28 protein-coding genes are annotated in these 22313 nt (G+C 70.0%); 14 read left to right on the plus strand and 14 right to left on the minus strand.

The window, feature by feature from the left end:
* Positions 1–141: 141 nt before the first annotated feature.
* Positions 142–1173, minus strand: a complete 1032-nt coding sequence (gene glpX / locus AB0436_RS15900; protein ID WP_365849805.1) for a class II fructose-bisphosphatase — start codon at positions 1171–1173, stop codon at positions 142–144.
* A gap of 126 nt (positions 1174–1299) precedes the next feature.
* On the opposite strand from glpX, the gene AB0436_RS15905 reads away from it, so the two are divergent.
* Positions 1300–1839, plus strand: coding sequence for a DUF4245 domain-containing protein (locus AB0436_RS15905; RefSeq protein ID WP_366468450.1), 540 nt, complete (start codon positions 1300–1302; stop codon positions 1837–1839).
* A gap of 64 nt (positions 1840–1903) precedes the next feature.
* Here AB0436_RS15905 and AB0436_RS15910 read toward each other — a convergent pair whose 3' ends face one another.
* The 5 genes from AB0436_RS15910 to AB0436_RS15930 all read right to left on the minus strand — a co-directional run bounded on the left by AB0436_RS15910 (position 1904) and on the right by AB0436_RS15930 (position 6316).
* Positions 1904–2494: a malonic semialdehyde reductase gene (locus AB0436_RS15910; RefSeq protein ID WP_366468451.1), complete on the minus strand. Its 591-nt coding sequence runs from the start codon at positions 2492–2494 to the stop codon at positions 1904–1906.
* A gap of 134 nt (positions 2495–2628) precedes the next feature.
* The gene (locus AB0436_RS15915) at positions 2629–2853 is read right to left on the minus strand and encodes an exodeoxyribonuclease VII small subunit (protein ID WP_366468452.1); all 225 of its coding nucleotides are present in this window, start codon (positions 2851–2853) and stop codon (positions 2629–2631) included.
* A 68-nt stretch (positions 2854–2921) separates the two neighbouring features.
* Complete coding sequence (gene xseA, locus AB0436_RS15920; RefSeq protein WP_366468453.1) at positions 2922–4199, minus strand: exodeoxyribonuclease VII large subunit; 1278 nt, start codon at positions 4197–4199, stop codon at positions 2922–2924.
* Positions 4200–4295: 96 nt separating this feature from the next.
* On the minus strand, positions 4296–4514 hold the full coding sequence (locus AB0436_RS15925; protein ID WP_365849798.1) for a hypothetical protein: 219 nt from the start codon (positions 4512–4514) through the stop codon (positions 4296–4298).
* A gap of 410 nt (positions 4515–4924) precedes the next feature.
* Positions 4925–6316 (minus strand): APC family permease, encoded by a 1392-nt coding sequence (locus AB0436_RS15930; protein WP_366468454.1) that lies wholly within the window; start codon positions 6314–6316, stop codon positions 4925–4927.
* A 62-nt stretch (positions 6317–6378) separates the two neighbouring features.
* Between AB0436_RS15930 and AB0436_RS15935 the strand changes: the two genes are divergently transcribed.
* Positions 6379–7359, plus strand: coding sequence for a 4-hydroxy-3-methylbut-2-enyl diphosphate reductase (locus AB0436_RS15935; protein WP_366468455.1), 981 nt, complete (start codon positions 6379–6381; stop codon positions 7357–7359).
* Between the two features lie 77 nt (positions 7360–7436).
* Positions 7437–8174 carry a polyphosphate--glucose phosphotransferase gene (gene ppgK / locus AB0436_RS15940; RefSeq protein ID WP_366468456.1) on the plus strand — a complete coding sequence of 246 codons (738 nt, stop codon included), beginning with the start codon at positions 7437–7439 and terminating at the stop codon, positions 8172–8174.
* A gap of 64 nt (positions 8175–8238) precedes the next feature.
* Here the strand turns inward: ppgK and AB0436_RS15945 are convergent, their stop codons facing one another.
* The gene (locus tag AB0436_RS15945; protein WP_366468725.1) at positions 8239–8610 is read right to left on the minus strand and encodes a DUF6542 domain-containing protein; all 372 of its coding nucleotides are present in this window, start codon (positions 8608–8610) and stop codon (positions 8239–8241) included.
* 330 nt (positions 8611–8940) lie between these two features.
* On the opposite strand from AB0436_RS15945, the gene ychF reads away from it, so the two are divergent.
* A complete protein-coding gene (ychF, locus tag AB0436_RS15950; protein WP_366468457.1) occupies positions 8941–10029 on the plus strand; it encodes a redox-regulated ATPase YchF in 1089 nt (362 codons plus the stop codon).
* Between the two features lie 81 nt (positions 10030–10110).
* Here the strand turns inward: ychF and AB0436_RS15955 are convergent, their stop codons facing one another.
* The 3 genes from AB0436_RS15955 to AB0436_RS15965 form a co-directional block, all read right to left on the minus strand.
* Positions 10111–10929 carry an SAM-dependent methyltransferase gene (locus tag AB0436_RS15955; RefSeq protein ID WP_366468458.1) on the minus strand — a complete coding sequence of 273 codons (819 nt, stop codon included), beginning with the start codon at positions 10927–10929 and terminating at the stop codon, positions 10111–10113.
* 82 nt (positions 10930–11011) lie between these two features.
* A complete protein-coding gene (locus AB0436_RS15960) occupies positions 11012–11263 on the minus strand; it encodes a DUF397 domain-containing protein (protein ID WP_365849783.1) in 252 nt (83 codons plus the stop codon).
* Positions 11260–12126 carry a helix-turn-helix transcriptional regulator gene (locus AB0436_RS15965; protein WP_366468459.1) on the minus strand — a complete coding sequence of 289 codons (867 nt, stop codon included), beginning with the start codon at positions 12124–12126 and terminating at the stop codon, positions 11260–11262. Before AB0436_RS15965 ends, AB0436_RS15960 begins: the two co-directional genes overlap by 4 nt.
* 327 nt (positions 12127–12453) lie before the next feature.
* Here AB0436_RS15965 and AB0436_RS15970 point away from each other — a divergent pair, with 327 nt between their 5' ends.
* A complete protein-coding gene (locus AB0436_RS15970; protein ID WP_366468460.1) occupies positions 12454–12858 on the plus strand; it encodes an ATP-binding protein in 405 nt (134 codons plus the stop codon).
* A gap of 116 nt (positions 12859–12974) precedes the next feature.
* A complete protein-coding gene (locus AB0436_RS15975; protein ID WP_366468461.1) occupies positions 12975–13355 on the plus strand; it encodes a hypothetical protein in 381 nt (126 codons plus the stop codon).
* 324 nt (positions 13356–13679) lie between these two features.
* Here AB0436_RS15975 and AB0436_RS15980 read toward each other — a convergent pair whose 3' ends face one another.
* Positions 13680–14468: an SMP-30/gluconolactonase/LRE family protein gene (locus AB0436_RS15980; RefSeq protein WP_366468462.1), complete on the minus strand. Its 789-nt coding sequence runs from the start codon at positions 14466–14468 to the stop codon at positions 13680–13682.
* On the opposite strand from AB0436_RS15980, the gene AB0436_RS15985 reads away from it, so the two are divergent.
* Positions 14442–14834 carry a MarR family transcriptional regulator gene (locus tag AB0436_RS15985; RefSeq protein ID WP_366468463.1) on the plus strand — a complete coding sequence of 131 codons (393 nt, stop codon included), beginning with the start codon at positions 14442–14444 and terminating at the stop codon, positions 14832–14834. The two genes, AB0436_RS15980 and AB0436_RS15985, sit on opposite strands and share 27 nt — an antisense overlap.
* Positions 14835–14902: 68 nt before the next feature.
* Here the strand turns inward: AB0436_RS15985 and AB0436_RS15990 are convergent, their stop codons facing one another.
* Entirely contained in the window at positions 14903–15853 is a 951-nt protein-coding gene (locus AB0436_RS15990; RefSeq protein ID WP_366468464.1) for a transglutaminase domain-containing protein, read from the minus strand.
* An 8-nt stretch (positions 15854–15861) separates the two neighbouring features.
* Positions 15862–16194: a YkvA family protein gene (locus AB0436_RS15995; RefSeq protein WP_366468465.1), complete on the minus strand. Its 333-nt coding sequence runs from the start codon at positions 16192–16194 to the stop codon at positions 15862–15864.
* 134 nt (positions 16195–16328) lie between these two features.
* On the opposite strand from AB0436_RS15995, the gene AB0436_RS16000 reads away from it, so the two are divergent.
* The 3 genes from AB0436_RS16000 (at position 16329) to AB0436_RS16010 (ending at position 18805) form a co-directional block, all read left to right on the plus strand.
* On the plus strand, positions 16329–16811 hold the full coding sequence (locus AB0436_RS16000; protein ID WP_366468466.1) for a MarR family transcriptional regulator: 483 nt from the start codon (positions 16329–16331) through the stop codon (positions 16809–16811).
* A gap of 104 nt (positions 16812–16915) precedes the next feature.
* Positions 16916–18244 (plus strand): MFS transporter, encoded by a 1329-nt coding sequence (locus AB0436_RS16005; RefSeq protein ID WP_366468726.1) that lies wholly within the window; start codon positions 16916–16918, stop codon positions 18242–18244.
* A 9-nt stretch (positions 18245–18253) separates the two neighbouring features.
* Positions 18254–18805, plus strand: coding sequence for an isochorismatase family protein (locus tag AB0436_RS16010; RefSeq protein ID WP_366468467.1), 552 nt, complete (start codon positions 18254–18256; stop codon positions 18803–18805).
* Positions 18806–18868: 63 nt separating this feature from the next.
* Here AB0436_RS16010 and AB0436_RS16015 read toward each other — a convergent pair whose 3' ends face one another.
* Entirely contained in the window at positions 18869–19969 is a 1101-nt protein-coding gene (locus AB0436_RS16015; protein WP_366468468.1) for a threonine synthase, read from the minus strand.
* Between the two features lie 151 nt (positions 19970–20120).
* Between AB0436_RS16015 and AB0436_RS16020 the strand changes: the two genes are divergently transcribed.
* The 4 genes from AB0436_RS16020 to AB0436_RS16035 all read left to right on the plus strand — a co-directional run bounded on the left by AB0436_RS16020 (position 20121) and on the right by AB0436_RS16035 (position 22291).
* Positions 20121–20873: a GntR family transcriptional regulator gene (locus AB0436_RS16020; protein WP_366468469.1), complete on the plus strand. Its 753-nt coding sequence runs from the start codon at positions 20121–20123 to the stop codon at positions 20871–20873.
* Positions 20874–21066: 193 nt separating this feature from the next.
* The gene (locus AB0436_RS16025) at positions 21067–21246 is read left to right on the plus strand and encodes an SPOR domain-containing protein (protein ID WP_365849762.1); all 180 of its coding nucleotides are present in this window, start codon (positions 21067–21069) and stop codon (positions 21244–21246) included.
* A gap of 61 nt (positions 21247–21307) precedes the next feature.
* Complete coding sequence (locus AB0436_RS16030; RefSeq protein WP_366468470.1) at positions 21308–21739, plus strand: (deoxy)nucleoside triphosphate pyrophosphohydrolase; 432 nt, start codon at positions 21308–21310, stop codon at positions 21737–21739.
* 147 nt (positions 21740–21886) lie between these two features.
* Positions 21887–22291: an ATP-binding protein gene (locus tag AB0436_RS16035; RefSeq protein ID WP_366468471.1), complete on the plus strand. Its 405-nt coding sequence runs from the start codon at positions 21887–21889 to the stop codon at positions 22289–22291.
* The last annotated feature ends 22 nt before the right edge of the window (positions 22292–22313 follow it).

The following is a 22313-nucleotide window of genomic DNA, read 5'->3' on the forward strand; positions in this document are numbered from 1 at the left end:
CGGCCGCCGGGCCGGGAAGCAGCCGGGCCGGAAACCTGACGGAGAAAGAGCGAGGGGCGCCCCCGGCCGCACACCGGGGGCGCCCCTTCTCGCGCGTACGGACGCCGTTGTCCGTACGGGTCTGCTCGGCTCCGGCCGGCGCTACTTGGCGCGGTCGAAGTCCACCGTGCTGTAGGCGCGCAGCTTCGACAGCCGGTGCGTCGAGTCGATCTGGCGGATGGTGCCGGACTTGGACCGCATCACCAGCGACTGGGTCGTGGCGGTCTCGGCCCGGTAGCGCACCCCGCGCAGCAACTCGCCGTCGGTGATGCCGGTGGCGACGAAGAACACGTTGTCGCCGCTGACCAGGTCGGTCGTCGAGAGCACCCGGTCCAGGTCGTGACCGGCGTCGATCGCCCGCTGCCGCTCGGCGTCGTCCTTGGGCCAGAGCTTGCCCTGGATGGTGCCGCCGAGGCACTTGATGGCACAGGCGCTGATGATGCCTTCAGGTGTGCCGCCGATCCCCATCAGCAGATCGACGCCGGTGCCCTCCCGGACGGCCATGATCGAGCCGGCGACGTCGCCGTCGGAGATGAACTTGATCCGCGCGCCGGTCTCCCGGATCTCCTTGACGATGCCGTCGTGACGGGGACGGTCGAGGATGACAACGGTCACATCCTCCGGCGTCGAGTGCTTCGCTTTGGCGACTCGGCGGATGTTGACCGATACGGGGGCGTTGATGTCGACGAAGTCGGCCGCCTCCGGACCGGTGACCAGCTTGTCCATGTAGAAGACCGCGGACGGGTCGAACATGGAGCCGCGGTCGGCGGCCGCCAGCACGGCGATGGCGTTGGGCATGCCCTTGGCGTTGAGCGTGGTGCCGTCGATCGGGTCGACGGCGATGTCGACCTCGGCACCGGTGCCGTCACCGATGTGCTCTCCGTTGAAGAGCATCGGGGCTTCGTCCTTCTCGCCCTCCCCGATGACGACGACTCCGTTCATCGACACGGTGGAGACGAGCGTCCGCATCGCGTTGACCGCGGCGCCGTCCGCGCCGATCTTGTCGCCGCGTCCCACCCAGCGGCCTGCGGCCATGGCGGCGGCCTCGGTGACCCGGACGAGTTCCAGGGCGAGGTTGCGGTCGGGGGCCTCCGGAGAGACCTCGAGCTGGGAAGGGAGGTGATGCTCGGTCATCGGCACGCACCTTTCTGATACGACGACGGCCGTATGTAGAGGGTTCGTTCGATTCTATCGTCCGGTCGCCAGAATGAGCAGAGGACCCCACGGATGAGCGTGACGGTGACCTGAGACCATGGGGGAGTGGCAGCTACCCGAGGCAAGCAGACGGTGCGCGGACTGGTTCAGTCGATGGCGGTGATCGGCGCCGTCGTCGCGTGCATCTACGTATTCGTACCGCATGGTGGCAACTCCGAACCGACCAAGGCGGTCGACTACCGCGTCGAACTGCTTTCCGCGCAGCGCGCGGCCCCCTATCCGGTGGAGGCGCCGGTGGGGCTCTCCGCCAAGTGGAAGCCGACGTCGGTCTCCTACGCGGAGCAGGACGGCAACGCCTGGCACCTCGGGTTCCTGGACCCGGAGGGCCAGTACGTCGCGGTCGAGCAGTCCACCGGGGACGCGGAGAAGTTCGTGACGACGGTGACCCGGGACGCGTCGAAAACCGCGAAGACCCAGCAGGTGGACGGCAAGAGCTGGCAGCGCTGGAAGGGCCCGAAGTACGACGCTCTGGTGCGCCAGGACAAGGGCTCGACGACGGTGGTGATGGGGACCGCGCCGTACGACCAGTTGGCGGAGATGGCCTCGGCGCTGCAGGCGGAGGGCAAGCCGGCGCAGAGCTCCTGAGATACGGCCGAAGGCCGCCGTTCCCGGAGGGGAACGGCGGCCTTCCGCTTGCTGCGGGCCGGACTCAGACGGTGGTGACGACCTCGTCGAAGGCGAGCCGCGGGCTGCGCGGGAACCAGGCGTCCTCGCCCGGCTTGCCGATGTTGACGATCATCAGCGGGGTGTGGTCGTCATCCAGGAACTCCTTCTGGACGGCGGCGAAGTCGAAGCCCGTCATCGGTCCTGCGGCAAGACCGGCGGCGCGGACACCCACGATGAAGTAACCGGCCTGCAGGGCGGCGTTCAGCGTGGCGGCCTGCTCGCGGACCGGGCGCTCGGAGAAGAAGGCGTCCTTGGCCTGCGGGAAGTGCGGGAACAGCTGCGGGAGCTCCTCGTGGAACTCGTTGTCCGCGGAGAGGATCGCGACCAGCGGTGCGCTGCTGGTCTTCGGCCGGTTGCCCTCGGCCATCAGCGGCACCAGGCGCTCGCGCGCCTCGGGGGAGCGGACCAGGGTGACCCGCAGCGGCGACTGGTTGAAGGCGGTCGGCCCGTACTTGACCAGGTCGTAGATCGCCTGCACCTGCTCCTCGGTCACCGGCTCGTCGGAAAACGTGTTGGCGGTGCGGGCCTCACGGAAGAGGAGGTCCTGGGCGGCGGGGTCGAGAACGAGCGACATCTTTCGTACCTTCCGGGCATACGGTGGATCAAGCGATGCTCCGACTGTACGACCGCGATGTATTAAGTTTCAACTAAATCCGGGGTCGGGTGACGGGCCTCACAGCGTCGGCGACGCGGGCCGGGCGCCTCCCGCTACTCCTCCTCCGCTTCCGCACCCGCGAGCGCCGCGTCCAAACGCGCCCGCGCCCCCTCCAGCCACCCCCGGCACACCTTCGCCAGCTCCTCGCCCCGTTCCCACAGGGCGAGGGACTCCTCCAGCGTCGTACCCCCGGCCTCCAGCCGACGCACCACGTCGATCAGCTCGTCCCGAGCCTGCTCGTATCCCAGCGCCGTTTCATCCGGCTTGGCCTCGGCCATCTCATCCACCCTGAACTCGCCCCATCCGGTTCTTCCCGTTCCTCATCCGGCGACCGCCCTGCTCACCGTCATGGCTGACCGTCATGCGGCGACTGCCCCCGCGGCTGCCCGTCCGACTGGCCCGGCAGCGCGCCCCCGCGCGAAGCGACAGCGACGTGCAACTCCCCGCCGGACACCCGGGCCCGCAGCGGCTCCCCGTCCGAGACGTCGTCCGGCGACCGCACCACCGCACCGTCCGCCCGCTGCAGCACCGCATATCCCCGCTCCAGCGTCGCCGCAGGGGACAGCGCGACCACTCGGGCGCGGGTGTGCGAGAGCTCCGAGTCCGCGCGGTCGAGCAGATGCCGCAGGGTGCGTCTGCTCCGGTCGACGAGTGCGTCGACCATCTCCTCGCGCTCCTCCACCATCCGCTGCGGCCGCTCCATGCAGGGCCTGGCCAGCGCGGCCGCCAGACCGCGCTGCTCCCGGTCGAGCAGGCCCCGCAGCGTCCGCAGCGAGCGGTCCCGCAGCAGCCGCACCCGGTCGAGTTCCTCGCCGACGTCCGGCACGACCTTCTTCGCCGCATCCGTCGGCGTGGAGGCCCGCACGTCCGCCACCAGATCCAGCAGGGGCGAGTCCGGCTCGTGCCCGATCGCCGACACGACCGGTGTGTCGCAGGCCGCCACCGCCCTGATCAGCTGCTCGTCGGAGAACGGCAACAGGTCCTCCACGCTGCCGCCGCCCCGTGCCACGACGATCACGTCCACGTCCGGCAGCCGGTCGAGCTCCTGGACCGCATCGACTACCTGAGGCACCGCGTGGACGCCCTGCACCGCCACGTTCCGCACCTCGAACCGCACGGCGGGCCACCGCCGCCGCGCGTTCTCCAGCACGTCGCGCTCGGCCGCCGACGCCCGGCCGGTGACCAGTCCGATCAGCTGCGGCAGGAAAGGCAGCGGCCGCTTGCGGTCCAGGGCGAACAACCCCTCGCCGGCCAGCGACTTCTTCAGTCTCTCCAGCCGGGCCAGCAACTCGCCGATACCGACCGGCTTTATCTCCACGGCCCGCAGCGAAAGCTGCCCCCGCGGCGCGTACCACTCCGGCTTCGCGTACACGACGATCCGGGCACCCTCCGACACCACATCGGCAACCGCGTCGAACACCTGCCGGAAGCAGGTCACGGACACCGAGATGTCGTACGACGGGTCGCGCAGCGTCAGGAACACCACGCCGGCGCCCGGCCGGCGCGAGAGCTGAGTGATCTGACCCTCCACCCACACCGCGCCGAGCCGGTCGATCCAGCCACCGATCAGCCGCGACACCTGCCCCACCGGCAGGGGGGCATCCGCGGACGTGTTCACAGCCATGGTTGCGAGCGTATAGGCCGCCTCGGACAACCCGGCAGTGCCGAACGGCGCGTAGCCCGGACCTGGACGGCCCGGGCTACGCGCTGTGGAGTCCGCTCAGACGGTGGGAACGAGCCCCGTGAGGCCGCCGGCCAGGCCGGTGAGGCCGGTGAGCGCCGATATGTCGGCGCCGCCCTGGGTGGAGAGGCTGAAGCCGGCCGGCACGAGGCCGTCGACGCCGCCCGCCACGGTCACGCCGCCGCCGACGCCGCCGGACATGGCGTCCAGCTCGTTCTCGGAGATTTCCTGGGTCGCAATCTGGAAGGCCGAAGTCATGAGGTGCGTTCCCCTTCGAGTGGCATACGAGTGGCATGAGAAATGGATGCGACCGCTCCCTGGCCGGCGGGCCGGACAGGCTGCGATCGCGGGAGTGGTGCGTCACCGGGCCCGACGGGCGTGATCCGTCACCCGGGCTTCCGCACCGCGAAGAGCAAAGCATGTGCGAGGACCGCAAAGCCAGCAGGTCGAATTGCTCTCGTGAATCTCTTCTTCTCGGACGGCATTTCACGTGTCGGTTCGTCCATGAAGTGGTGGCACATTCTCCGCAGCACCGAAAGGTGCGCGTTTCCGGGCCTTCACACTCGGACCGATCGGCCGGGCACTCCACCGCGGGCTGCGTGACCTGGTGGTCGGTACGGCAAGAAGAAGCGAAGATCGTGTGTCGCCCGAGTGATCGGTGTGCAGATTCACTTCGGTGGCCGGACCCGGTCCGGCGTTTCGGACGAGTCCCGCCGCAGCGTCACGAACACCATCACCAGCCCCACCACCAGCCATACCGCTCCCACCACCAGCGCCGTCCCCGACGCCTCCCAGATCACCGCGACGATGATGGCCGCCCCCACCACCGGGGCCACCACATGCCGCCACCACCGCACCGGGCCGCCCAGCCGGCGCACCGCGAACCAGCCCACCACCGAGGCGTGCAGCAGGAAAAAGGCGGTCAGCGCCCCGATGTCGACCACCGACACCAGCCGGTCGAGACCGTCGTCGCGCCGGGCCGCCCACACCGCGGCCAGCAGCGTGATCACCGCGGCCAGCGACACCGCGATCCGCGGCACCCCGGAGGAGGCGCTCACCTTCGACAGCAGCCGCGGCAGCCGCCGTTCCCGGCCCATCGCGAAGAGCAGCCGGCCCGCGGCGGCCTGACCCGCCAGCGCCGCGAACGCGGCACCGATCGCCTTGCTCACCGCCACCAGGTCGTGCAGCCAACTGCCGACGGCCGAGTCCACCGTGTCGTAGAAGGCCGAGCCCTGAGCGACCGGCTTCGCAGCCAGTTGCAACGACGACATGGGCTCGAGCACCGCCGCCAGGTACGACTGCACGATGAACAGCACACCCGCGAGCACCAGACAGAACAGCACCGCCCGCGCCACCCGCGCAGAACCCCCGGTGACCTCCTCGGCGAACGCGGCGATCGCGTCGAACCCCAGATAGGAGAGCACCGCGACCGAGACCGCCCCCACCACGGCGCTCAGGGAGAACCCCGCATCGCCGGCGAACGGGGTCAGCCAGCCGCGCCGTTCCCCGCCCTCCGCGAGCACCACGACGGCCGCCGCCACGAACACCACCAGCGCCACGATCTCCAGCGCCAGCACCGCGAACCCCACCCGGGCGGCCGCCTTCACCCCCCAGAGATTCAGCAGCGTGGTCACCACCACGGCGATCGCCGTCCACACCCACCGCGACACCGAGGGCACCAGAGAGTTCATCGCGATCCCGGAGAACAGGTACGCGACCGCGGGAATCAGCAGATAGTCGAGCAGCGCCATCCACCCGGCGATGAAACCGGGGCCCCTCCCGAGCCCCTTGGTCGCGTAGGCGAACACCGAACCGGCTCGCGGAACGACCCGCACCATCTGTGCGTAACTGAACGCGGTGAACGCCATGGCGATGGTCGCCAGCACGTAGACCAGCGCCACGGCACCCTGCGACTTCGCGTCGAGCGTGCCGAAGATGCCGACCGGGGCCATCGGCGCGATGAAGAGCAGACCGTAGACGACAAGGTCACGGAATCCCAGCTCCCGCCGGAGGGTCGGCTCCTTGACCGCGCTGCTCGCGCCACCGCTGTCCGTAGTCATGCAGGCAGTCTTCCCGTAAGGCGGCCCCCCGGCCCCTCCTGCACGGCCTTACGATGGACGGCATGACTGCTACGACCGCCCGCCGTGTCCTCCTCGCCGCGCCCCGTGGGTACTGCGCCGGCGTGGACCGTGCCGTGATCGCCGTCGAGAAAGCCCTCGAGCAGTACGGTGCGCCCGTCTACGTGCGCAAGGAGATCGTCCACAACAAATACGTCGTGCAGACCCTGGAGAAGAAGGGCGCCGTCTTCGTCGACGAGACGCAGGAGGTCCCCGAGGGCTCCATCGTGGTCTTCTCCGCGCACGGTGTCGCACCGGTCGTCCACGACGAGGCCGCCCAGCGCAAGCTCGCCACCATCGACGCCACCTGCCCGCTGGTCACCAAGGTCCACAAGGAAGCCGTCCGTTACGCCAACGACGACTACGACATCCTGCTGATCGGTCACGAGGGCCACGAGGAGGTCGTCGGCACCAGCGGAGAGGCGCCCGAGCACATCACGCTGGTCGACGGACCCGAGGACGTCGCCAACGTCAGCGTCCGCGACGAGTCGAAGGTGGTCTGGCTCTCCCAGACGACGCTCTCGGTCGACGAGACGATGGAGACGGTCGACGCACTGAAGACCAAGTTTCCCCAGCTGATCTCGCCGCCCAGCGACGACATCTGCTACGCCACCCAGAACCGCCAGACCGCGGTGAAGCAGATGGGCCCCGACGCCGATCTGGTCATCGTCGTCGGCTCCAAGAACTCGTCGAACTCGGTACGGCTGGTCGAGGTCGCCCTCGGCGCCGGCGCCCGAGCCTCCCACCTCGTCGACTTCGCCGGAGAGCTCGAGGAGGCCTGGCTGGACGGCGTCACCACGGTCGGTGTCACCTCCGGCGCCTCGGTCCCGGAGATCCTGGTCGACGGCGTACTGGAGTGGCTGGCCGCGCGCGGTTTCGGCGACGTGGAGATCGTGAAGGCCGCCGAGGAGTCGATCACCTTCTCGCTGCCCAAGGAACTCCGCCGCGACCTGCGCGCCGAGGCGGCCGAGCTGTCCGGCGAGTAGCGGCCGCGGCAGGGCAGCGTCCCCTGCGTACAGCCGTCCCCTACGTAACGGCCTGCTCCGCGTCGTAACGTTGGGCCATGCAGATCTTCGGTGTGGACATCGGCGGATCAGGGATCAAGGGTGCTCCCGTTGACCTGGACCGCGGAGACCTGGCCCAGGCCCGCCACAAGGTGCTGACCCCGCATCCGGCCACCCCCGACTCCGTCGTCGGGGGTGTCGTCGAGGTCGTCCGTAACTTCGCCTGGTCCGGCCCGGTGGGGATCACCTTCCCCGGCGTCGTGGCGGACGGCACCGTCCGCACCGCGGCCAACGTCGACAGGAGCTGGATCGGCGTCGACGCGGCGAAGCTCATCGGTGACCGGCTGAGCCTGCCCGTCACCGTGCTGAACGACGGTGACGCGGCAGGCGTCGCGGAGATGACGTTCGGGGCGGGCGGCAAGCGCAAGGGCACCGTCATCCTGCTCACCTTCGGCACCGGCATCGGCTCGGCGGTCTTCCACGGCGGCAGCCTGGTACCCAACACCGAGCTCGGCCACCTCGAACTGCACGGCCACGACGCGGAGACCCGCGCCTCGACCAAGGCCAAGGAGGACGAGGGCCTGAGCTGGCAGCACTGGGCGCACCGGGTGCAGAAGTATCTGGCCCATGTGGAGATGCTCTTCTCGCCGGAGCTGTTCATCATCGGCGGCGGCGTGAGCCGCAAGGCGGAGAAGTTCCTTCCGCTCATCGAGGGCGTCAGCGCCGAGATCGTCCCCGCCCAGCTGCAGAACAACGCGGGCATCGTGGGTGCGGCGATGGCGGCGTCCAGCGGCTGACCGCTCCTCGACCGCCCTGCCCGGGTCAGCGGCCCGGATCCGCGGTCCGGGTCAGCGGTCCGGGTCAGCGGTAGCGCCGCCGGATGTGCCGTACCTTCCGTACGCTCGCGATGACCCCGGCGACCAGCGTCCCGCCGTACAGCCAGCCCGCGTTCAGCGCGAGGACGGTGATCAGAGCCGTGATCCGGCCGCCGAGCCCCCCGCTGTCGGTGATCGGCAGGGCGCCGAACGCGAAAGCGATCGGCACGCTGACCGGCGCGGTGACCAGGTCGGCGGTGCGCACCCACAGGGCGGTCAGCGCGCCGACCGGCACGAAGAGCAGTCCGTACATCAACGGAGCGCCGTCGAACAGCAGCGAGTCCAGGCAGCCGACCATGAACATCACCGCGCAGGAGAACAGCCCGCCGCCGAGCCCGGTCAGCCGCGGATTGGGCATCCGCCGCAGCGCCAGTACCACGGGCGGCACCGGCCGCCCCGCTCGGGACGCGGATGCCCGGTAGACGGTCGCGGGGGCTGTCGTCGTCGCCGCGATTCGCTTCTCGGGGGGCCCGTCGGGCCGAGAGGTACGCATACTCGGTTGCTGCTCCACCGGACCACGTTAGGTCGCAAGGGGGGAGGAATCCGGCGTTGGACACGCCCTTTGGACGAGCTTGGCGATGCGTTCGACGTCACGGGTCGCCGAGCACCGCACGACACGCCCGTAAACTGGGGGATCGGCCCACCTCCGGGCCGGGTACATCAGCTCTCGCTACGGGAAGTCGCCAACGTGTCGCTCACGATCGGAATCGTCGGTCTGCCGAATGTCGGCAAGTCGACCCTGTTCAACGCCCTGACCAAGAACGACGTGCTGGCGGCCAACTACCCGTTCGCCACCATCGAGCCGAACGTCGGTGTCGTCGGTGTCCCCGACGCGCGCCTGACGAAGCTCGCCGAGGTCTTCGACTCGCAGAAGACCATCCCGGCGACGGTCGACTTCGTCGACATCGCCGGCATCGTGCGCGGCGCTTCGGAGGGCGAGGGCCTGGGCAACAAGTTCCTGGCGAACATCCGTGAGTCCGACGCGATCTGCCAGGTCATCCGTGCCTTCAAGGACGAGAACGTCGTCCATGTGGACGGCAAGGTCTCGCCCAAGGACGACATCGAGACCATCAACACCGAGCTGATCCTCGCCGACCTCCAGTCCGTCGAGAAGGCGATCCCGCGCCTGCAGAAGGAATCGCGCCTCCAGAAGGACAAGGTCGCGGTTCTCGCCGCGGTCGAGGCCGCCCAGAAGATCCTCGAGGCGGGCGACACCCTCTTCGCGAAGGGCATCACCGCGTCCACCGAGCAGGGCCGCCTCCTCCACGAGCTGCATCTCCTCACCACCAAGCCCTTCCTCTACGTCTTCAACGTCGACGAGGACGAGCTGGTCGACGAGGACTTCAAGAACGAGCAGCGCGCCCTGGTCGCCCCCGCCGAAGCGATCTTCCTCAACGCCAAGATCGAGTCCGAGCTGATCGAACTCGACGACGAGGAGGCCCTCGAACTCCTTCAGTCGATGGGCCAGGAGGAGCCCGGCCTGGCCACCCTCGGCCGCGTCGGCTTCGCCACCCTGGGCCTCCAGACCTACCTGACGGCAGGCCCCAAGGAATCCCGCGCCTGGACGATCAAGAAGGGCGCGACCGCCCCCGAGGCGGCCGGTGTGATCCACACCGACTTCCAGAAGGGCTTCATCAAGGCCGAGGTCATCTCGTTCGCCGACCTGATCGAAACCGGCTCGGTCGCCGAGGCCCGCGCCAAGGGCAAGGCCCGCATGGAGGGCAAGGACTATGTGATGCAGGACGGAGACGTGGTGGAGTTCCGCTTCAACGTGTAGCCGGTGCCTTACCAGCAGTCGCTGATCTGCCAAACGTGCAAGGTGGGAAGGGCCCGGCTCTCCGGAGCCGGGCCCTTCCGGCTAGCGTTTGATGCCTACGCCTGCCAGCAGACTGATCTCGGCGTCCGCGATCTCCGGCCCGTCCGTGGCCGGTTTGCCGGGCCGCCAGCGGTGGCAGCAGCAGATGCCGGGGTCGATCAGGTCGAGTCCGTCGAAGAAGCGGCTGACCTCGCTGTGCGAACGGAACTGCACCGGGGACCCGGAGTTGGTGTAGGCCTCTGCGACCTGGTTCCAGGTGTCGGGGTCGAAGTCGGGCGTGCAGTGGTTCATGGCGAGGGCGCTGCCCACCGGGAGCGGGTCGAGCAGTTGACGGACGATGCTGTACGGGTCGTGCGGGTCGGTGATGAAGTGCATGAGCGCGTTGAGGGAGAGGGCGATGGGCTGGTCGAAGTCCAGGACCCCCGCGTCCTCCACGGCGCTCAGCAACGTATCGGGGTCGGTGACGTCGGCCTCGACGTAGGCGGTGCGTCCCTGCGTCGTACTGCGCATGAGGCGTTCGGCGTACTTGAGGACGAGCGGGTCGTTGTCGGCGTACACGACGCGGGCCTCGGGCACCACGGACTGGGCGATCTGGTGCAGGTTGGGCTCGGTCGGGATGCCCGTGCCGATGTCGAGCCACTGGCGGATGCCGTGCTCCTGCGCCAGCACATGGGTGGCCCGCTGCATGAACGCCCGGTTTTCGCGGGCGGTCAGGTAGAGACCCGGGTGGGCTTCAGCGGCGACCAGGGCCGCCGCCTCGTCGATTTCGAAGTGGTCCTTGCCACCGAGGAAGTAGTCATACATCCGAGCCGAGTGCGCCCTGCTCGTGTCGAGATCCCGGCCGGCGTGCCTGGTGCTCATGTTCTCCCCTTCACATGTGTGTCTGTCGGCCCGCAGGCCAGGAACGGGACCGGTGTCGTTGTCCCTGCTGCCCACCGCCGGTTCATCCGGCGGTCAGGTGATCGGCCAGGCCCTCCTTGACTCCGCGGACGAACGCGGCGATCTCCTCCGGCGCGTAGATCAGCGCCGGCCCGGCCGGGTCCGTCGACTGCCGGACGGCCACGCGGCCGTCGGTGAGTTGTTTGGTCTCGACGCACTGACCGCCGTTCGGTCCGCTCCAGGGGCGTTCCCAGCCCTGTTCGCCGAGGTCGCGGGCCGGCATGCCGTTGTAGACGCCCTCGCCGGTGGTCGTCATGAGTACTCCTTGCGCATGCGGTTCAAGAGCGCCTTGCTGTCCTCGGACGACGTCAGCAGCGCCATGCGGGAATGCGCCTCGAGATGGGAGACGACGTCCGCGCGCTGGTCGAGGTAGACGGAGGCGGACAGGAGTTCGCTGTAGACGATGTCGGGCAACTCTGGTTCCTCGAACCGGAAATACGTGAACGGAGCACACGCTCCGATATGCGCACCCGCGGTGAAGGGCACGATGTCGAGGCTGACGTGCGCGAGCTCGGAGACCTCCAGGAGCCGCTCGAGCTGCTCTCGCATCACCTGAGGGCTGCCCACCGCCCGGTGCAGGACGGCTTCCTCCATGACCACCCACAACGTGGGCGCGTCCTTTCGCTCCAGCAGGCTCTGGCGGCGCAGCCGCAGTTCCACCCGGCGTGTGAGCTCCTCCTCGCTGCCGTTCGGCAATCCGCCGCGCAGCACGGCGCGCGCGTAGTCGGGGGTCTGCAGAAGGCCGGTGACGTACTGGGGTTCATAGGTGCGGAGGGTCTTGGCGCCGGTCTCCAGGCTGACGTAGGCGGTGAACCAGCTGGGGACGGCGTCGCGATAGGAGTGCCACCAGCCGGGCTTGTTGGCCTGCTCGGCCAGGTCGATGAACTCGTCGATCTCCTCGCGGTCCGCGCCGAAGGTCTCCAGGAGCTTCTCCACGTAGAGAGGCTTCAGTGCGACCTCGGCCTTCTCCAGCCGGCGGATCGTCAGGGCCTTGACGCGCAGGGCCTTTGCCGCGTCCTCCAGCGAGGCACCGGCGTCGAGCCGCATGTCCTGCAGCCGGCGGCCGAGGATCATGCGCAGGACTGTCGGCGCGCTGGTGCCGGAACGGGCTTCGCTCACGCCCAACCTCCTGAGTGTCCGTCAATAATGCCATTCTGACACCGACTTGATCCGGACGCCAGGGTGATACCCGTGCTGCTGAAATTATCACCGAGTCGGTTGCAGTGTGAGTGCGATCACGCGCATAGTTGCTGTGTGAGCGGTCAAGTCGCACCTCGTCGTTCGGTTCCCGGCTGCCGGGCGCTTGCCTCGACTTGTGCTTCTCACTGCTCGAGTTGCAGCCCGCATCCCCACGCCGCGCCCGCTCCCGGAGGGCACTGGAAGGCGACATCCGTGACTCTGTCCATGCCCTCAGCCCCGGCCTCGACCCCTGCTTTAGTCAGGACCGTGCCGCGCCGGGAGTACTGGTTCGGCCTGCCCGGCCTGCGTACCAGCGCGAGATCCGCCCGCGACACCGTGCGCGACCGGCTCCGTGCTTGGAAGCTGCCCGGCGACACATGCTGCGACGCGGTACTGCTGGTCTCCGAGCTGACCACGAACGCTGTACTCCACACCGACAGCGGGCATGTCCTGTGCGGCCTCACGCTGACCGGCGACGAGCGGCGCCTGCGCATCGAACTCCACGACGAGGGCGGTACGCCGGTCCGTCCGCCCGAGCACCGCGCCGGCCCCGGCGAGGAGAGCGGGCGAGGGCTGTTCCTCGTCCAGCAACTCGCGGACAGCTGGGGCTCCGCACGCTCGACGCGGGCCGAAGGCAAGCTCGTCTGGGCAGAGTTGGCGATCCACCCGTGACGCCGCGGACATCGGACGACGCCGGGCACGGCGCCGATCCCGGCCGCGCCGGCCCTGCTGCATCCCTTCGCGCGGCGAGGAACCCCTCCTCCTCGGCCCATCGACAGAAGGCGCCCATGACTCCGCACGGTGAAACCGCTTCTCCCGTCGTGCTGTACGTATGCGCCGACCGAGCCCCGTGCCCGCCCGGGGGAGCCACGCAGCGCGCGCAGACAGAAGGCCATGCGTTCGCCCAGGAGCGCGGACTGACGATCGCCGAGGTCGTCACCGACACGTACGGGGAGCCCGACCCGGCCCAGCGCAGAGGGTGGCGGCGTGTGAGACAGCTGGCACAGACGGGCCACGTCACCGCGGTGCTCGTCCGCTGGCCCAGCGCCATCGCCCCGGAGTCCGCGCGCGAACTCCGGCACCGCGAGGCCGCCTGGCTCCGCGATCAGGGGGTGCGCGTCCGGTACACCTGGGCGCCTTTGTCATCGAAGGGTGTCGAGGCCCGGTGATCCTGCTTCGGCGGCCTCCTGACAAGTCGACGCTGCCTACGGCCCCGGCGATTTGCTGACCGCTCGGCCGCCGCTGACCTGCGCAGCCTCGTGGCGGGGTCCGTCGCCCTGCATGGATTTTTCCTGGCCCGGCACACCCGATCGGTTCGTTGCGCACGTCAGGCCGGATTATCCGGCGCCCACCGCGACGGGTCGCCCACGGCTGCCGCCGTGGTGGTGTCACTCGCAGAACACCTGGACCTTTCCTTCCGGGTCGTCGACGTCGACGACGACCGCTTGCTCAGCCGTGTCAGTGGCGGAGCAAGCGCCGGGCGCCGGACCGAGTCAGATCCCGTTCACCGCCGCGACGGTGAACGGTGTCTGCGGTGTCCCCTGCCCCAGGGGGCCGCCCTTGTCGAACTGTGAGCGGACGACCAGCAGGCGCCCGCCCTGGTGGACCAGGGTGGTGGGGACCTGGAGGGCGACATCGGCGATCTGCCGCTCGCGGCGTGCCCGGGTGCCGTCGGCGGAGAGGCGCCAACGACTGATCGCGTTACCGGTGTTGTGAGCCACCCAGAGGGTGTTCCGGCGCAGTTCGAGTCCGTCGGCCAGCGGCATGCTGCCGCCCTGCAGATCGACCCGGGCGATGGCACCGGACCCGAGGTCGAGACGGTAGAGGTCGCCGCCGGTCGAGTCGGCGGTCAGCAGATAGCGGCCCGATGCGTCCGAGACGATGCCGTTGAGGGTGTACGCGTCCGGCGCGTGCGGAGCGAGCGCGCCGGCGAGGTCGAAGCGAACGGTGAGCGCGGCGCGTCCGCCGTGTGCCTCGGCGCGCGCCAGTTGGCGTGGTGTGACGCGGTAGACCACCGCTCTGGAACTGTCGGTGAGATAGGCACTGCCGTCCGGGGCGATGGCCAGGTCATTGACGAAGGATGCGTCGCCGCCGGGCACGTCGAACCGGGCGAGCAGGGCGCGGGTCCGCAGGTCGTAGACGGCGACGCCCGCGGTGGAGTCGATAACCCACAGGCGTCCGGCGCGGTCCACCTTCAGGCCGTTGGCAGTGGTCCTGCCGTCGGCACCGGCACTCAGGAAGACCTTCGCGGCGGGGTGGCCGGCCTCGCCGCGACCAAGCACGCCGTGCTCAAGCCGGCCGGGCTGACCGTCCCGCAGTACGGCGCACTGCTGTTTCTCTCCGAGCAGCCGGGCGCCTCGGCCGCCGGGCTGGCCAGGGCGTGCGGTGTCACGCCGCCGACGATGAACACCGTGCTGAAGAATCTTCAGGAGCGCGGCCTGATCGTCCGCGCCCGGCACGAACTGCACCGGAACGTGCTGGAGACCCGGCTCACCGAAGAGGGGGAGCGGATCGTGGCCGACGGTGACTCCCGCGCCGTCCCGGTCGAACGCGCCCTCGCTGCTGAGTTCACCGCTGAGGAACGGGAGTCGCTGATCGCCCTGCTCGGTCGCTGCGTGGACCTCCTCGAATCGGTCCGGCCTGCCTAGACCTTCGCCCTGCGAGCACTACGGAGGCAAAGGACCGGCGGCGGCCGGACGCCCGTGACCGGGTTCGGTCAGCAGCCCCGCAGTACGACCTCGCTGGGGCCGTTGAACGCCGCCAGGCAGAGCACCTTGCGCGGTGTCCGCAGCCCGTCGTGCTCGGTGAAGAGTTTCCGTGCTGCGGCGAAGTCCGCCTCGTCGCCGGTGACGTCGGCCACCTGGTCGTACAGCTCGATCATCGCGTCCGTCAGCTGCTCGTTCTCGCCCGATCCGGGGCCCCAGATGTCCCAGAGCAGTGTCTCCGTGCCGTTCAGTGCGGCGAGGTCGAGGCGCATGTTGCCTGCCACGAAGGGTTCCCCGAGCAGCGAAAGCCCGGGGAGCCGGAGTCCGAACGTCCGGGGGTCGGCTTCGCCCGCCCGGATGGACCGCCAGGCGGAACCGGCGATCAGGAAGCGGTCGCGCGGGACGTCCATGGGGTCGAAGTCGATCCGGTGCTGTGCGGCGATCGCGGGGTCGGTGAGTTCCGCGTCGGCCAGCCGCCAGCCGCGCCGTTCGTCCCAGTACTCGGTGACCACATGGTCGCCGTGGAAGCCGTCGGTGTCGAAGTAGTCGGCGAAGCCGGAGCGGATGCGGGCGGGGATGCCGGCGTGGCGCAGGAACGAGCAGTGCAGCAGGGCGATGTCACGGCAGATGCCGACGAAACGGTCCCCGGGATCCCTGTGCTGGGTCAGAGGTGCGTCGTTGCGGGCGGTGATGATGCGCAGGATGTCGTCGATGTAGCGGGTCTCGGCGTCGTTGTGGAGGCGGTCCTGCGGGATGTCATAGCCGAAAGCGTCGCCCTCCAGCCGGTGGATGATCAGGTCCCGGGCCACCCGGGCGAGTCGCGCGGGGTCGGTGGGCAGGTCCGCGTAGCGGGCGGTGAGAGCACCGGGGCCGGAGAAGACGCTCTGCGCGGTGTAGAAGGCGGCAGCTTCCGGGGCGAGACGGACGGACGACATGAGGACCCCCAGCGAAATATCGGCCATGGGTTCGATTAGCGGGCCGGCGGCCCCACGGTGCCAAAATTCGCGGACGAATGTCCAGAGTTCCGGGCGGATACCCGCCGCGCCGCCCCCTGGAGGGAGTGCAGCGCGAACAGCAGTACGCCGATGTCGTCCAGCAGGATCGGATCCGGCAGCAGGTCCACCGGACTGACGGTGTAGATCAGTGCGCCCCAGAAGGCGAGCTTGCTGTGGAGGGGGATGCCCGCGTCGCGCAGGTGGCGGCGGGCGCGGACGAGGCGGATCGCGAGGACGACCGTCAGCGCCAGGGTCGCGAGGAACGCGAGCCCGGCGACCGCGAGCAGCGCTTCGGTGGAGTGGCTCATGGATGTAGGGATTCCCGCTGGGCGGAGAGCCACGCCGGGGCGGACGTCGCGCCGAGTGATCGTTCGGGCGCGGTACCCGTAAAGATGGACAGGGCAACTTGCAAGGCTGCCTGTCGAAATCGTACGGTGGCGACATGGCCGACAGCCCCGCCGAACATGCCGCCGACACCTTCGCCGAACATGCCGCCGCCACCCCCACCTCCGCCCAGGTCGCAGCCGAACTGGCGGTGGCGCTCGGGCGAGTGGCACGCCGACTGAGGCAAGCGTCGCCGGATCTCGAGCTGACGCACTCCCAGCGGTCCGCGCTCGCCCTGCTCGACCGGGAGGGGCCGTCCACCACCGCCGCGCTGGCGCGCGCCGAGCTGGTGCGGCCGCAGTCGATGCGGTTGACCGTCGGGGCGCTGGAGAGCCAGGGACTGGTGGCGCGGGCACCGCACCCCACCGATGGACGGCAGGCCGTCATGTCGGTCACCGACCTCGGCCGCCGCACCCTCGCGGGCGTACGGGCCGACAAGCGGGGCTGGCTCACCCGGGCCATCGACGAGGAACTGGACGACACCGAGCGGCGCACGCTCGCCGACGCGGTGGCGTTGCTCGAACGGTTGGTGCACCGGTGAGGACAGCCCCCGGTAAGCAGCGACAGCGGGGCTCGGTCGCGGTCGCGGGTACGGACCCGGACGTCCGGACCGGGACGGGGCCCGGGACCGGGTTCGGGGCGCGGCTGACGGCCCCGCTGCTGCTGGGGTCACTGCTCAATCCGCTCAACACCACCATGATCTCCACCGCGCTGGTGGCGATCGGCCACGACTTCGGGATCGGAGCCGCCAGGACCGTCTGGCTGGTGTCGATCCTCTACCTCGCCAGCGCCGTCGCCCAGCCGGTGCTCGGCAGACTCGCCGACTCGATCGGGCCGCGCCGGGTCTTCCTCGCCGGTCTCGTCGTGGTGGCCGCATCCGGCCTCGTCGGGGTGCTGGCCCCGGGTTTCGGCTGGCTGATCGCCTCCCGGCTGCTGCTCGGTGTCGGTACGTCCGCCGCCTACCCCGCCGCCATGGCCGTACTGCGCGCCGAGTCACGCAGGCTCGGTCGGCCCACACCGCGTACCGTCCTGGGCCGGCTCTCCTTCGCGGCGCTCGGCAGTGCGGCGGTCGGACCCACCCTCGGCGGGCTGCTGGTCGGCACCTGGGGGTGGCGCGCCATCTTCGCGGTCAATGTGCCGCTCGCGCTGATCGCCTTCGGCTGCGCGGTCGCCTGGATCCCCAAGGACGACCACGCCGCGGCGCCCAGCGAGCCGGCCGGGCTCGATCCGCTCGGCATCGTGCTGTTCAGTGGGGCGCTCACCGGACTGGTCTTCTTCCTGCTCGGCCTCGCCCACCCGGCCTGGTGGCTGCTGATTCCGGTGGCCGCGCTCTCCGCCGTCCTCACCTGGTGGCAACTGCGCTGCCCCCGGCCCTTCATAGACCTGCGCATGCTCGGCCGTAACCACGCGCTGGCCCGCACCTACCTGCGCCACGGCCTCGCCTACCTGGTCATCTACTGCGTGATGTACGGGTTCACCCAGTGGCTGGAGGAGGGCCGCGGCTTCTCCTCGCTGCACACCGGCCTGCTGATGCTGCCGATGTCCGTGACCGCGCTGGTCTGTTCGCTGCTCGGGGCCCGTACGAAGGGGATCCGCGCCCCGCTCTCGATCGCGGCCGTACTGCTCACCGCGGGCAGCGCGGTGCTGCTCTTCGCCTCCGGCGCGACCCCGCTGGCCGTGCTGCTGCTCGCCGGGGCGTGCTTCGGCATCCCGCAGGGGCTCATCGGCACCAGCAACCAGGCCGCCGTCTACCAGCACGCGCCGGCCGACGCCGTCGGCTCGGCGGCGGGGCTGCAGCGGACCGCGCAATATCTGGGCGCCATCACGGCGTCCAGCCTCATCGGCCTGGCCTACGGGCAACGGGCCGACGACGGCGGACTGCACCTGATGGCCGCCGTCTCCATAGTCCTCGGTCTGGTGCTCGTCGCACTGACCGTCTCCGACCGGGCGCTCCGTGCCCGCAACCGAAAGTGAGCCATCCCCATGACTGCCACCACCCTCGACCCGAAGACCGCGCTGATCCTGGTCGACCTGCAGAAGGGCATCGTCGGGCACCCGACCGTGCACCCGGCCGAGGAGGTCGTCGAGCGAGCCGCACGGTTGGCCGCGGCCTTCCGCGAGCACGACCTCCCGGTCGTGCTGGTACGGGTCACCGGCGGTGCCCCCGGCCGCAACGAGGGGTCCGGCCGACAGGGCACGCCGCCCGCCGACTGGGCCGAACTGGTCCCCGAGCTCAACCGGCAGGACAGCGACATCGTCGTCACCAAGCAGACGTGGGGGGCGTTCTACGGGACCGACCTCGACATGCAGCTGCGGCGGCGGGGGATCACGCAGGTGGTCGTCGGGGGCATCGCCACGGCGATCGGTGTCGAGTCGACGGCGCGGGGGGCGCATGAGCGGGGGTATCACGTGACGATCGCCACGGACGCGATCACTGACCTGGATGCGGAGACGCATCGGAACTCGGTGGAGCGGGTGTTTCCCCGGCTCGGGGAGACGGACACCACCGAGGCGATCGTCAAGCTGCTGGGCTGACAGGGGGTACTGGCGGGGCGGGGGCGGTAGCCGTTGCGCGGGGGCTCGGGCCGGACCCGTGGTTCACGCCAGGCCCGTCTTCGCCCCCGCGCCGCACAGCGGCACCACCGCCCGGCGCGTTCCGAGCGGCTCCGTCGCCATCGCGGCCCAGCAGGCCACACCGGTCGGCTCGACGAACAGTCCGCGTGCTGCCAGGTCCAGCTGGGCGGCGCGGATCCGGTCCTCCGGCACGGTGAGGAACGTACCGCCGGAGTCCCTGACCGCAGCGAGGATCTGGCGGGCGCGCGGTGGGCGGGGGATGGCGATGCCTTCGGCCAGGGTGGGCGCGGTGGCGGTTCCGGCGGGCAGGTCGTCGGTTCCGGCGTGGAAGGCGGTGGCCAGTGGTGAGACCGCCTCGGCCTGGACCGCGTAGAGCGCGGGGCGTTCGGTGATCAGGCCGAGGGAGTGGAGTTCGGCGATCGCCAGGGAGGCGCCGAGCAGCAGCGTGCCGTTGCCGACGGGGACGACGATCACCTCGGGGAGCCGGCCGCCCAGGTCCTCCCAGAGTTCGTAGACGTAGGTCTTGGTGCCGTGCAGGAAGTACGGGTTGAAGACGTGCGAGGCATAGAACGTGCCGGGCTCGTCGGCCGCGGTACGTGCGGCGGCGGCGGTGGCCTCCCGGTCGCCGGCCACGAGTTCGACGTGCGCTCCGTGAGCCCGGATCTGCTCGGTCTTCTTGGCGGACGTCGCGGCAGGTACGTACACCGTGCAGGGCAAACCGGCGCGTGCGCAGTACGCGGCGACCGCAGTTCCCGCGTTGCCGCTGCTGTCGGCGACGACCCGGCGCGGGGCGAGCCTGCGGGCGAGTTCCGCGAGCATCACCGCGCCGCGGTCCTTGAAGGAGAGCGTCGGCATCAGGAAGTCGAGCTTGGCGGAGACCGCGTCGGTGAGCGGTACGAGCGGCGTGCGGCCCTCGCCGAGAGTGACGGGGACCGGACCGCGCAGCGGGAGGGCCTCTTCGTACCGCCAGAGTGAGCCGACCCGTCCGCCGAGCGAGCCGAGCGGGACGGCGCCGGCGTCGAAGTCCAGGTCCCAGGGGCCCCGGCAGCGGGGGCAGCACCAGGGGGCCGCGTCGACGGGGGCGGTGGTGGAGTCTGCGGGGCAGCGATACAGGGGCTTCGTCACCAGGTGAGCGTAATCGTGGGGGGCATACTGCCGGTAAGCCCCCGCATGAAGAGGGGTCATCGCTTTGAGTGAAGCCATGGCCCTTGCTTGCGGTCGACAACCTACGGTTGCCACGCTGTTGCGGTCTGTCAATCTCTAGGGGGAGTGGCCAGTGACTTTCGGTGAGCAGCCGGCCTATCTGCGCGTCGCGAGCGATCTTCGGCAGAAGATCACCGACGGCTCGCTGGCACCGCACACCCGGCTGCCGTCGCAGGCCCGTATCAGGGAGGAGTACGGCGTCTCCGACACGGTCGCCCTCGAAGCGCGCAAGGTGCTGATGGCCGAGGGGCTCGTCGAGGGGCGGTCCGGCTCGGGGACGTACGTCCGCGAACGGCTCGTCCCGCGTCGTATCGCCCGATCCGGCTACCGGATGGCCACGGGCGCGACACCGTTCCGCCAGGAGCAGGCCGACGAGCGGGCCCATGGCACCTGGGAGTCCAGCAGCGAGCAGGACGCCGCGGGCGCCGACATCGCACTGCGGCTCGCCGTTGTGCAGGGGGCGCGGGTGATGCGCACCCGGTACGTCTATCGCGACGCCGGCGAGGTGATGATGCTCTCCACCTCCTGGGAACCCCTGGAGATCACCGGAAGGACGCCGGTGATGCTGCCCGAGGAAGGTCCGCTGGGCGGGTGCGGGGTCGTGGAGCGGATGGCCGCGATCGACATCGTGGTGGACAACGTGGTGGAGGAGGTCGGCGCACGGCCCGGCCTCGCGGAGGAACTGCTGCTCCTGGGGGGCGTGCCCGGCCATGTGGTGGTGGTCATCTCCCGCACGTACTACGCGTCGGGGCGCGCCGTGGAGACCGCGGACATCGTGGTGCCCGCCGACCGCTACCGCATCGCGTATCACCTGCCGGTGAGGTGACGGCGGGGAGGTGGACCGGGGCCCGACGGGGCGGCGTGTGCGGTCTGCACAGTGCAGAGTGGCCGAATCCGTACCTCTTTGTGTAAACACGTATCCGCTCCGTAAAGGTCAGGCGTACGCTCGGGCATATGCAGAACGCGGTTTCCCGGGGACTCTCAACGACCTGCACGCCGGCGCACCACGGGGGCGCACGATGACGGACAGTGCCGCCCTGCTGCCGTGGCAGGTGATACGTCAGGACGACAACGGCAACCGCTATCGCGTCGGTCAGTACGCGACCAGGGACGAGGCGCAGCGCATCGCCGACACGCTCGACGGCCGGGGGCACAAGCAGCTGTACTGGGTGGAGCGCATCGGCCAAGTGGTTCAGTAGGGCCGGGCGTTCAGCAGGACCGACCGTTCGGGAGGCCCCGGCCGGTCGATAGGCTGGCGCCATGGCGGACCGGGTAGTCGTGGTCGTGGGCGGAGCCCTGTACGACAGGGGCAGGCTGCTGGCCGCGCGCCGCAGCGCCCCGCCCGAGCTGGCAGGTCGATGGGAGCTGCCGGGCGGCAAGGTCGAGCCGGGGGAGTGCGCCGAGCAGGCGCTGGTGCGTGAGCTGCGCGAAGAGCTGGGCGTCGAGAGCGAGGCCCTGGACCGCATTCCCGGCGAGTGGCCGCTCAAGGAGGGCTACGTCCTGCAGGTGTGGACGGCCAGGCTGGTGGCCGGCGAGGCGCGGCCCCTGCAGGACCACGACGCGCTCCGCTGGCTGGGCCCGCACGAGATCGACGCGGTCGACTGGCTGGATCAGGACCGGCCCGCGGTGGCTGAGGCCGCGCGGCGGCTGGCGGCGGCGAGGGGCAATGACGACGAGCCGGGTGGCAGCTGAAAGCCGCCGAAAATGTGGGGCGTTCCACACGAAGGCTCCATAGTCGGCCAAGGTCGATATTTTGCGGGTCGATATTTTGCGGTCGATATGGGGTATTAGCTGATTAATCCCGCAGAACGGACGCACCTCCGTCGTTGGCCTTGGGAAGTGATCGGTGTGCTCGACCCCGAAGGTGGCTGCGTCGAGTGGACCTTCCCCCCGGAACCGGGCGCCGTACGCATCGCCCGCCGGTCGGTCCGGGACGCGCTGCACGGCTGGCGGCTCGACGGGGACCTGGGTGACGTCGCCGCGCTGCTGGTGAGCGAACTGGTGACCAATTCCCTGTGCCATGGCTCCGGGCCGATCGGGGTCCGGGTGGCGCGGCTGGATCCGGCCATTCTTCGGTTCGAGGTCTCCGATTCGCATCCGGAACCGCCCCGGGAACGCGCGGCGGGACCCGAGGACGAGGGCGGCCGGGGACTCCAACTGGTCGCGTGTTCCGCGCAGCGATGGGGCACCCGGCGCGGCAGATCGGGCAAGACGGTGTGGTTCGAGCTGGCTCAGCCTGGTTAGGAGTGTGTTGGGACATCGATCG

Origin of the sequence: Streptomyces sp. NPDC051322 (assembly GCF_040689485.1) — a bacterium.
Taxonomy (GTDB): domain Bacteria; phylum Actinomycetota; class Actinomycetes; order Streptomycetales; family Streptomycetaceae; genus Streptomyces.

What these genes read in the sequence shown, in the direction of transcription:
- glpX (WP_365849805.1), bottom strand. Translation starts at nt 1,173, where the DNA reads ATGACCGAGCATCACCTCCCTTCCCAGCTCGAGGTCTCTCCGGAGGCC.
- AB0436_RS15910 (WP_366468451.1), bottom strand. Translation starts at nt 2,494, where the DNA reads ATGTCGCTCGTTCTCGACCCCGCCGCCCAGGACCTCCTCTTCCGTGAG.
- AB0436_RS15915 (WP_366468452.1), bottom strand. Translation starts at nt 2,853, where the DNA reads ATGGCCGAGGCCAAGCCGGATGAAACGGCGCTGGGATACGAGCAGGCT.
- xseA (WP_366468453.1), bottom strand. Translation starts at nt 4,199, where the DNA reads ATGGCTGTGAACACGTCCGCGGATGCCCCCCTGCCGGTGGGGCAGGTG.
- AB0436_RS15925 (WP_365849798.1), bottom strand. Translation starts at nt 4,514, where the DNA reads ATGACTTCGGCCTTCCAGATTGCGACCCAGGAAATCTCCGAGAACGAG.
- AB0436_RS15930 (WP_366468454.1), bottom strand. Translation starts at nt 6,316, where the DNA reads ATGACTACGGACAGCGGTGGCGCGAGCAGCGCGGTCAAGGAGCCGACC.
- AB0436_RS15935 (WP_366468455.1), top strand. Translation starts at nt 6,379, where the DNA reads ATGACTGCTACGACCGCCCGCCGTGTCCTCCTCGCCGCGCCCCGTGGG.
- ppgK (WP_366468456.1), top strand. Translation starts at nt 7,437, where the DNA reads ATGCAGATCTTCGGTGTGGACATCGGCGGATCAGGGATCAAGGGTGCT.
- AB0436_RS15945 (WP_366468725.1), bottom strand. Translation starts at nt 8,610, where the DNA reads ATGCCCAATCCGCGGCTGACCGGGCTCGGCGGCGGGCTGTTCTCCTGC.
- AB0436_RS15955 (WP_366468458.1), bottom strand. Translation starts at nt 10,929, where the DNA reads ATGAGCACCAGGCACGCCGGCCGGGATCTCGACACGAGCAGGGCGCAC.
- AB0436_RS15960 (WP_365849783.1), bottom strand. Translation starts at nt 11,263, where the DNA reads ATGACGACCACCGGCGAGGGCGTCTACAACGGCATGCCGGCCCGCGAC.
- AB0436_RS15975 (WP_366468461.1), top strand. Translation starts at nt 12,975, where the DNA reads ATGACTCCGCACGGTGAAACCGCTTCTCCCGTCGTGCTGTACGTATGC.
- AB0436_RS15990 (WP_366468464.1), bottom strand. Translation starts at nt 15,853, where the DNA reads ATGGCCGATATTTCGCTGGGGGTCCTCATGTCGTCCGTCCGTCTCGCC.
- AB0436_RS15995 (WP_366468465.1), bottom strand. Translation starts at nt 16,194, where the DNA reads ATGAGCCACTCCACCGAAGCGCTGCTCGCGGTCGCCGGGCTCGCGTTC.
- AB0436_RS16000 (WP_366468466.1), top strand. Translation starts at nt 16,329, where the DNA reads ATGGCCGACAGCCCCGCCGAACATGCCGCCGACACCTTCGCCGAACAT.
- AB0436_RS16010 (WP_366468467.1), top strand. Translation starts at nt 18,254, where the DNA reads ATGACTGCCACCACCCTCGACCCGAAGACCGCGCTGATCCTGGTCGAC.
- AB0436_RS16025 (WP_365849762.1), top strand. Translation starts at nt 21,067, where the DNA reads ATGACGGACAGTGCCGCCCTGCTGCCGTGGCAGGTGATACGTCAGGAC.
- AB0436_RS16030 (WP_366468470.1), top strand. Translation starts at nt 21,308, where the DNA reads ATGGCGGACCGGGTAGTCGTGGTCGTGGGCGGAGCCCTGTACGACAGG.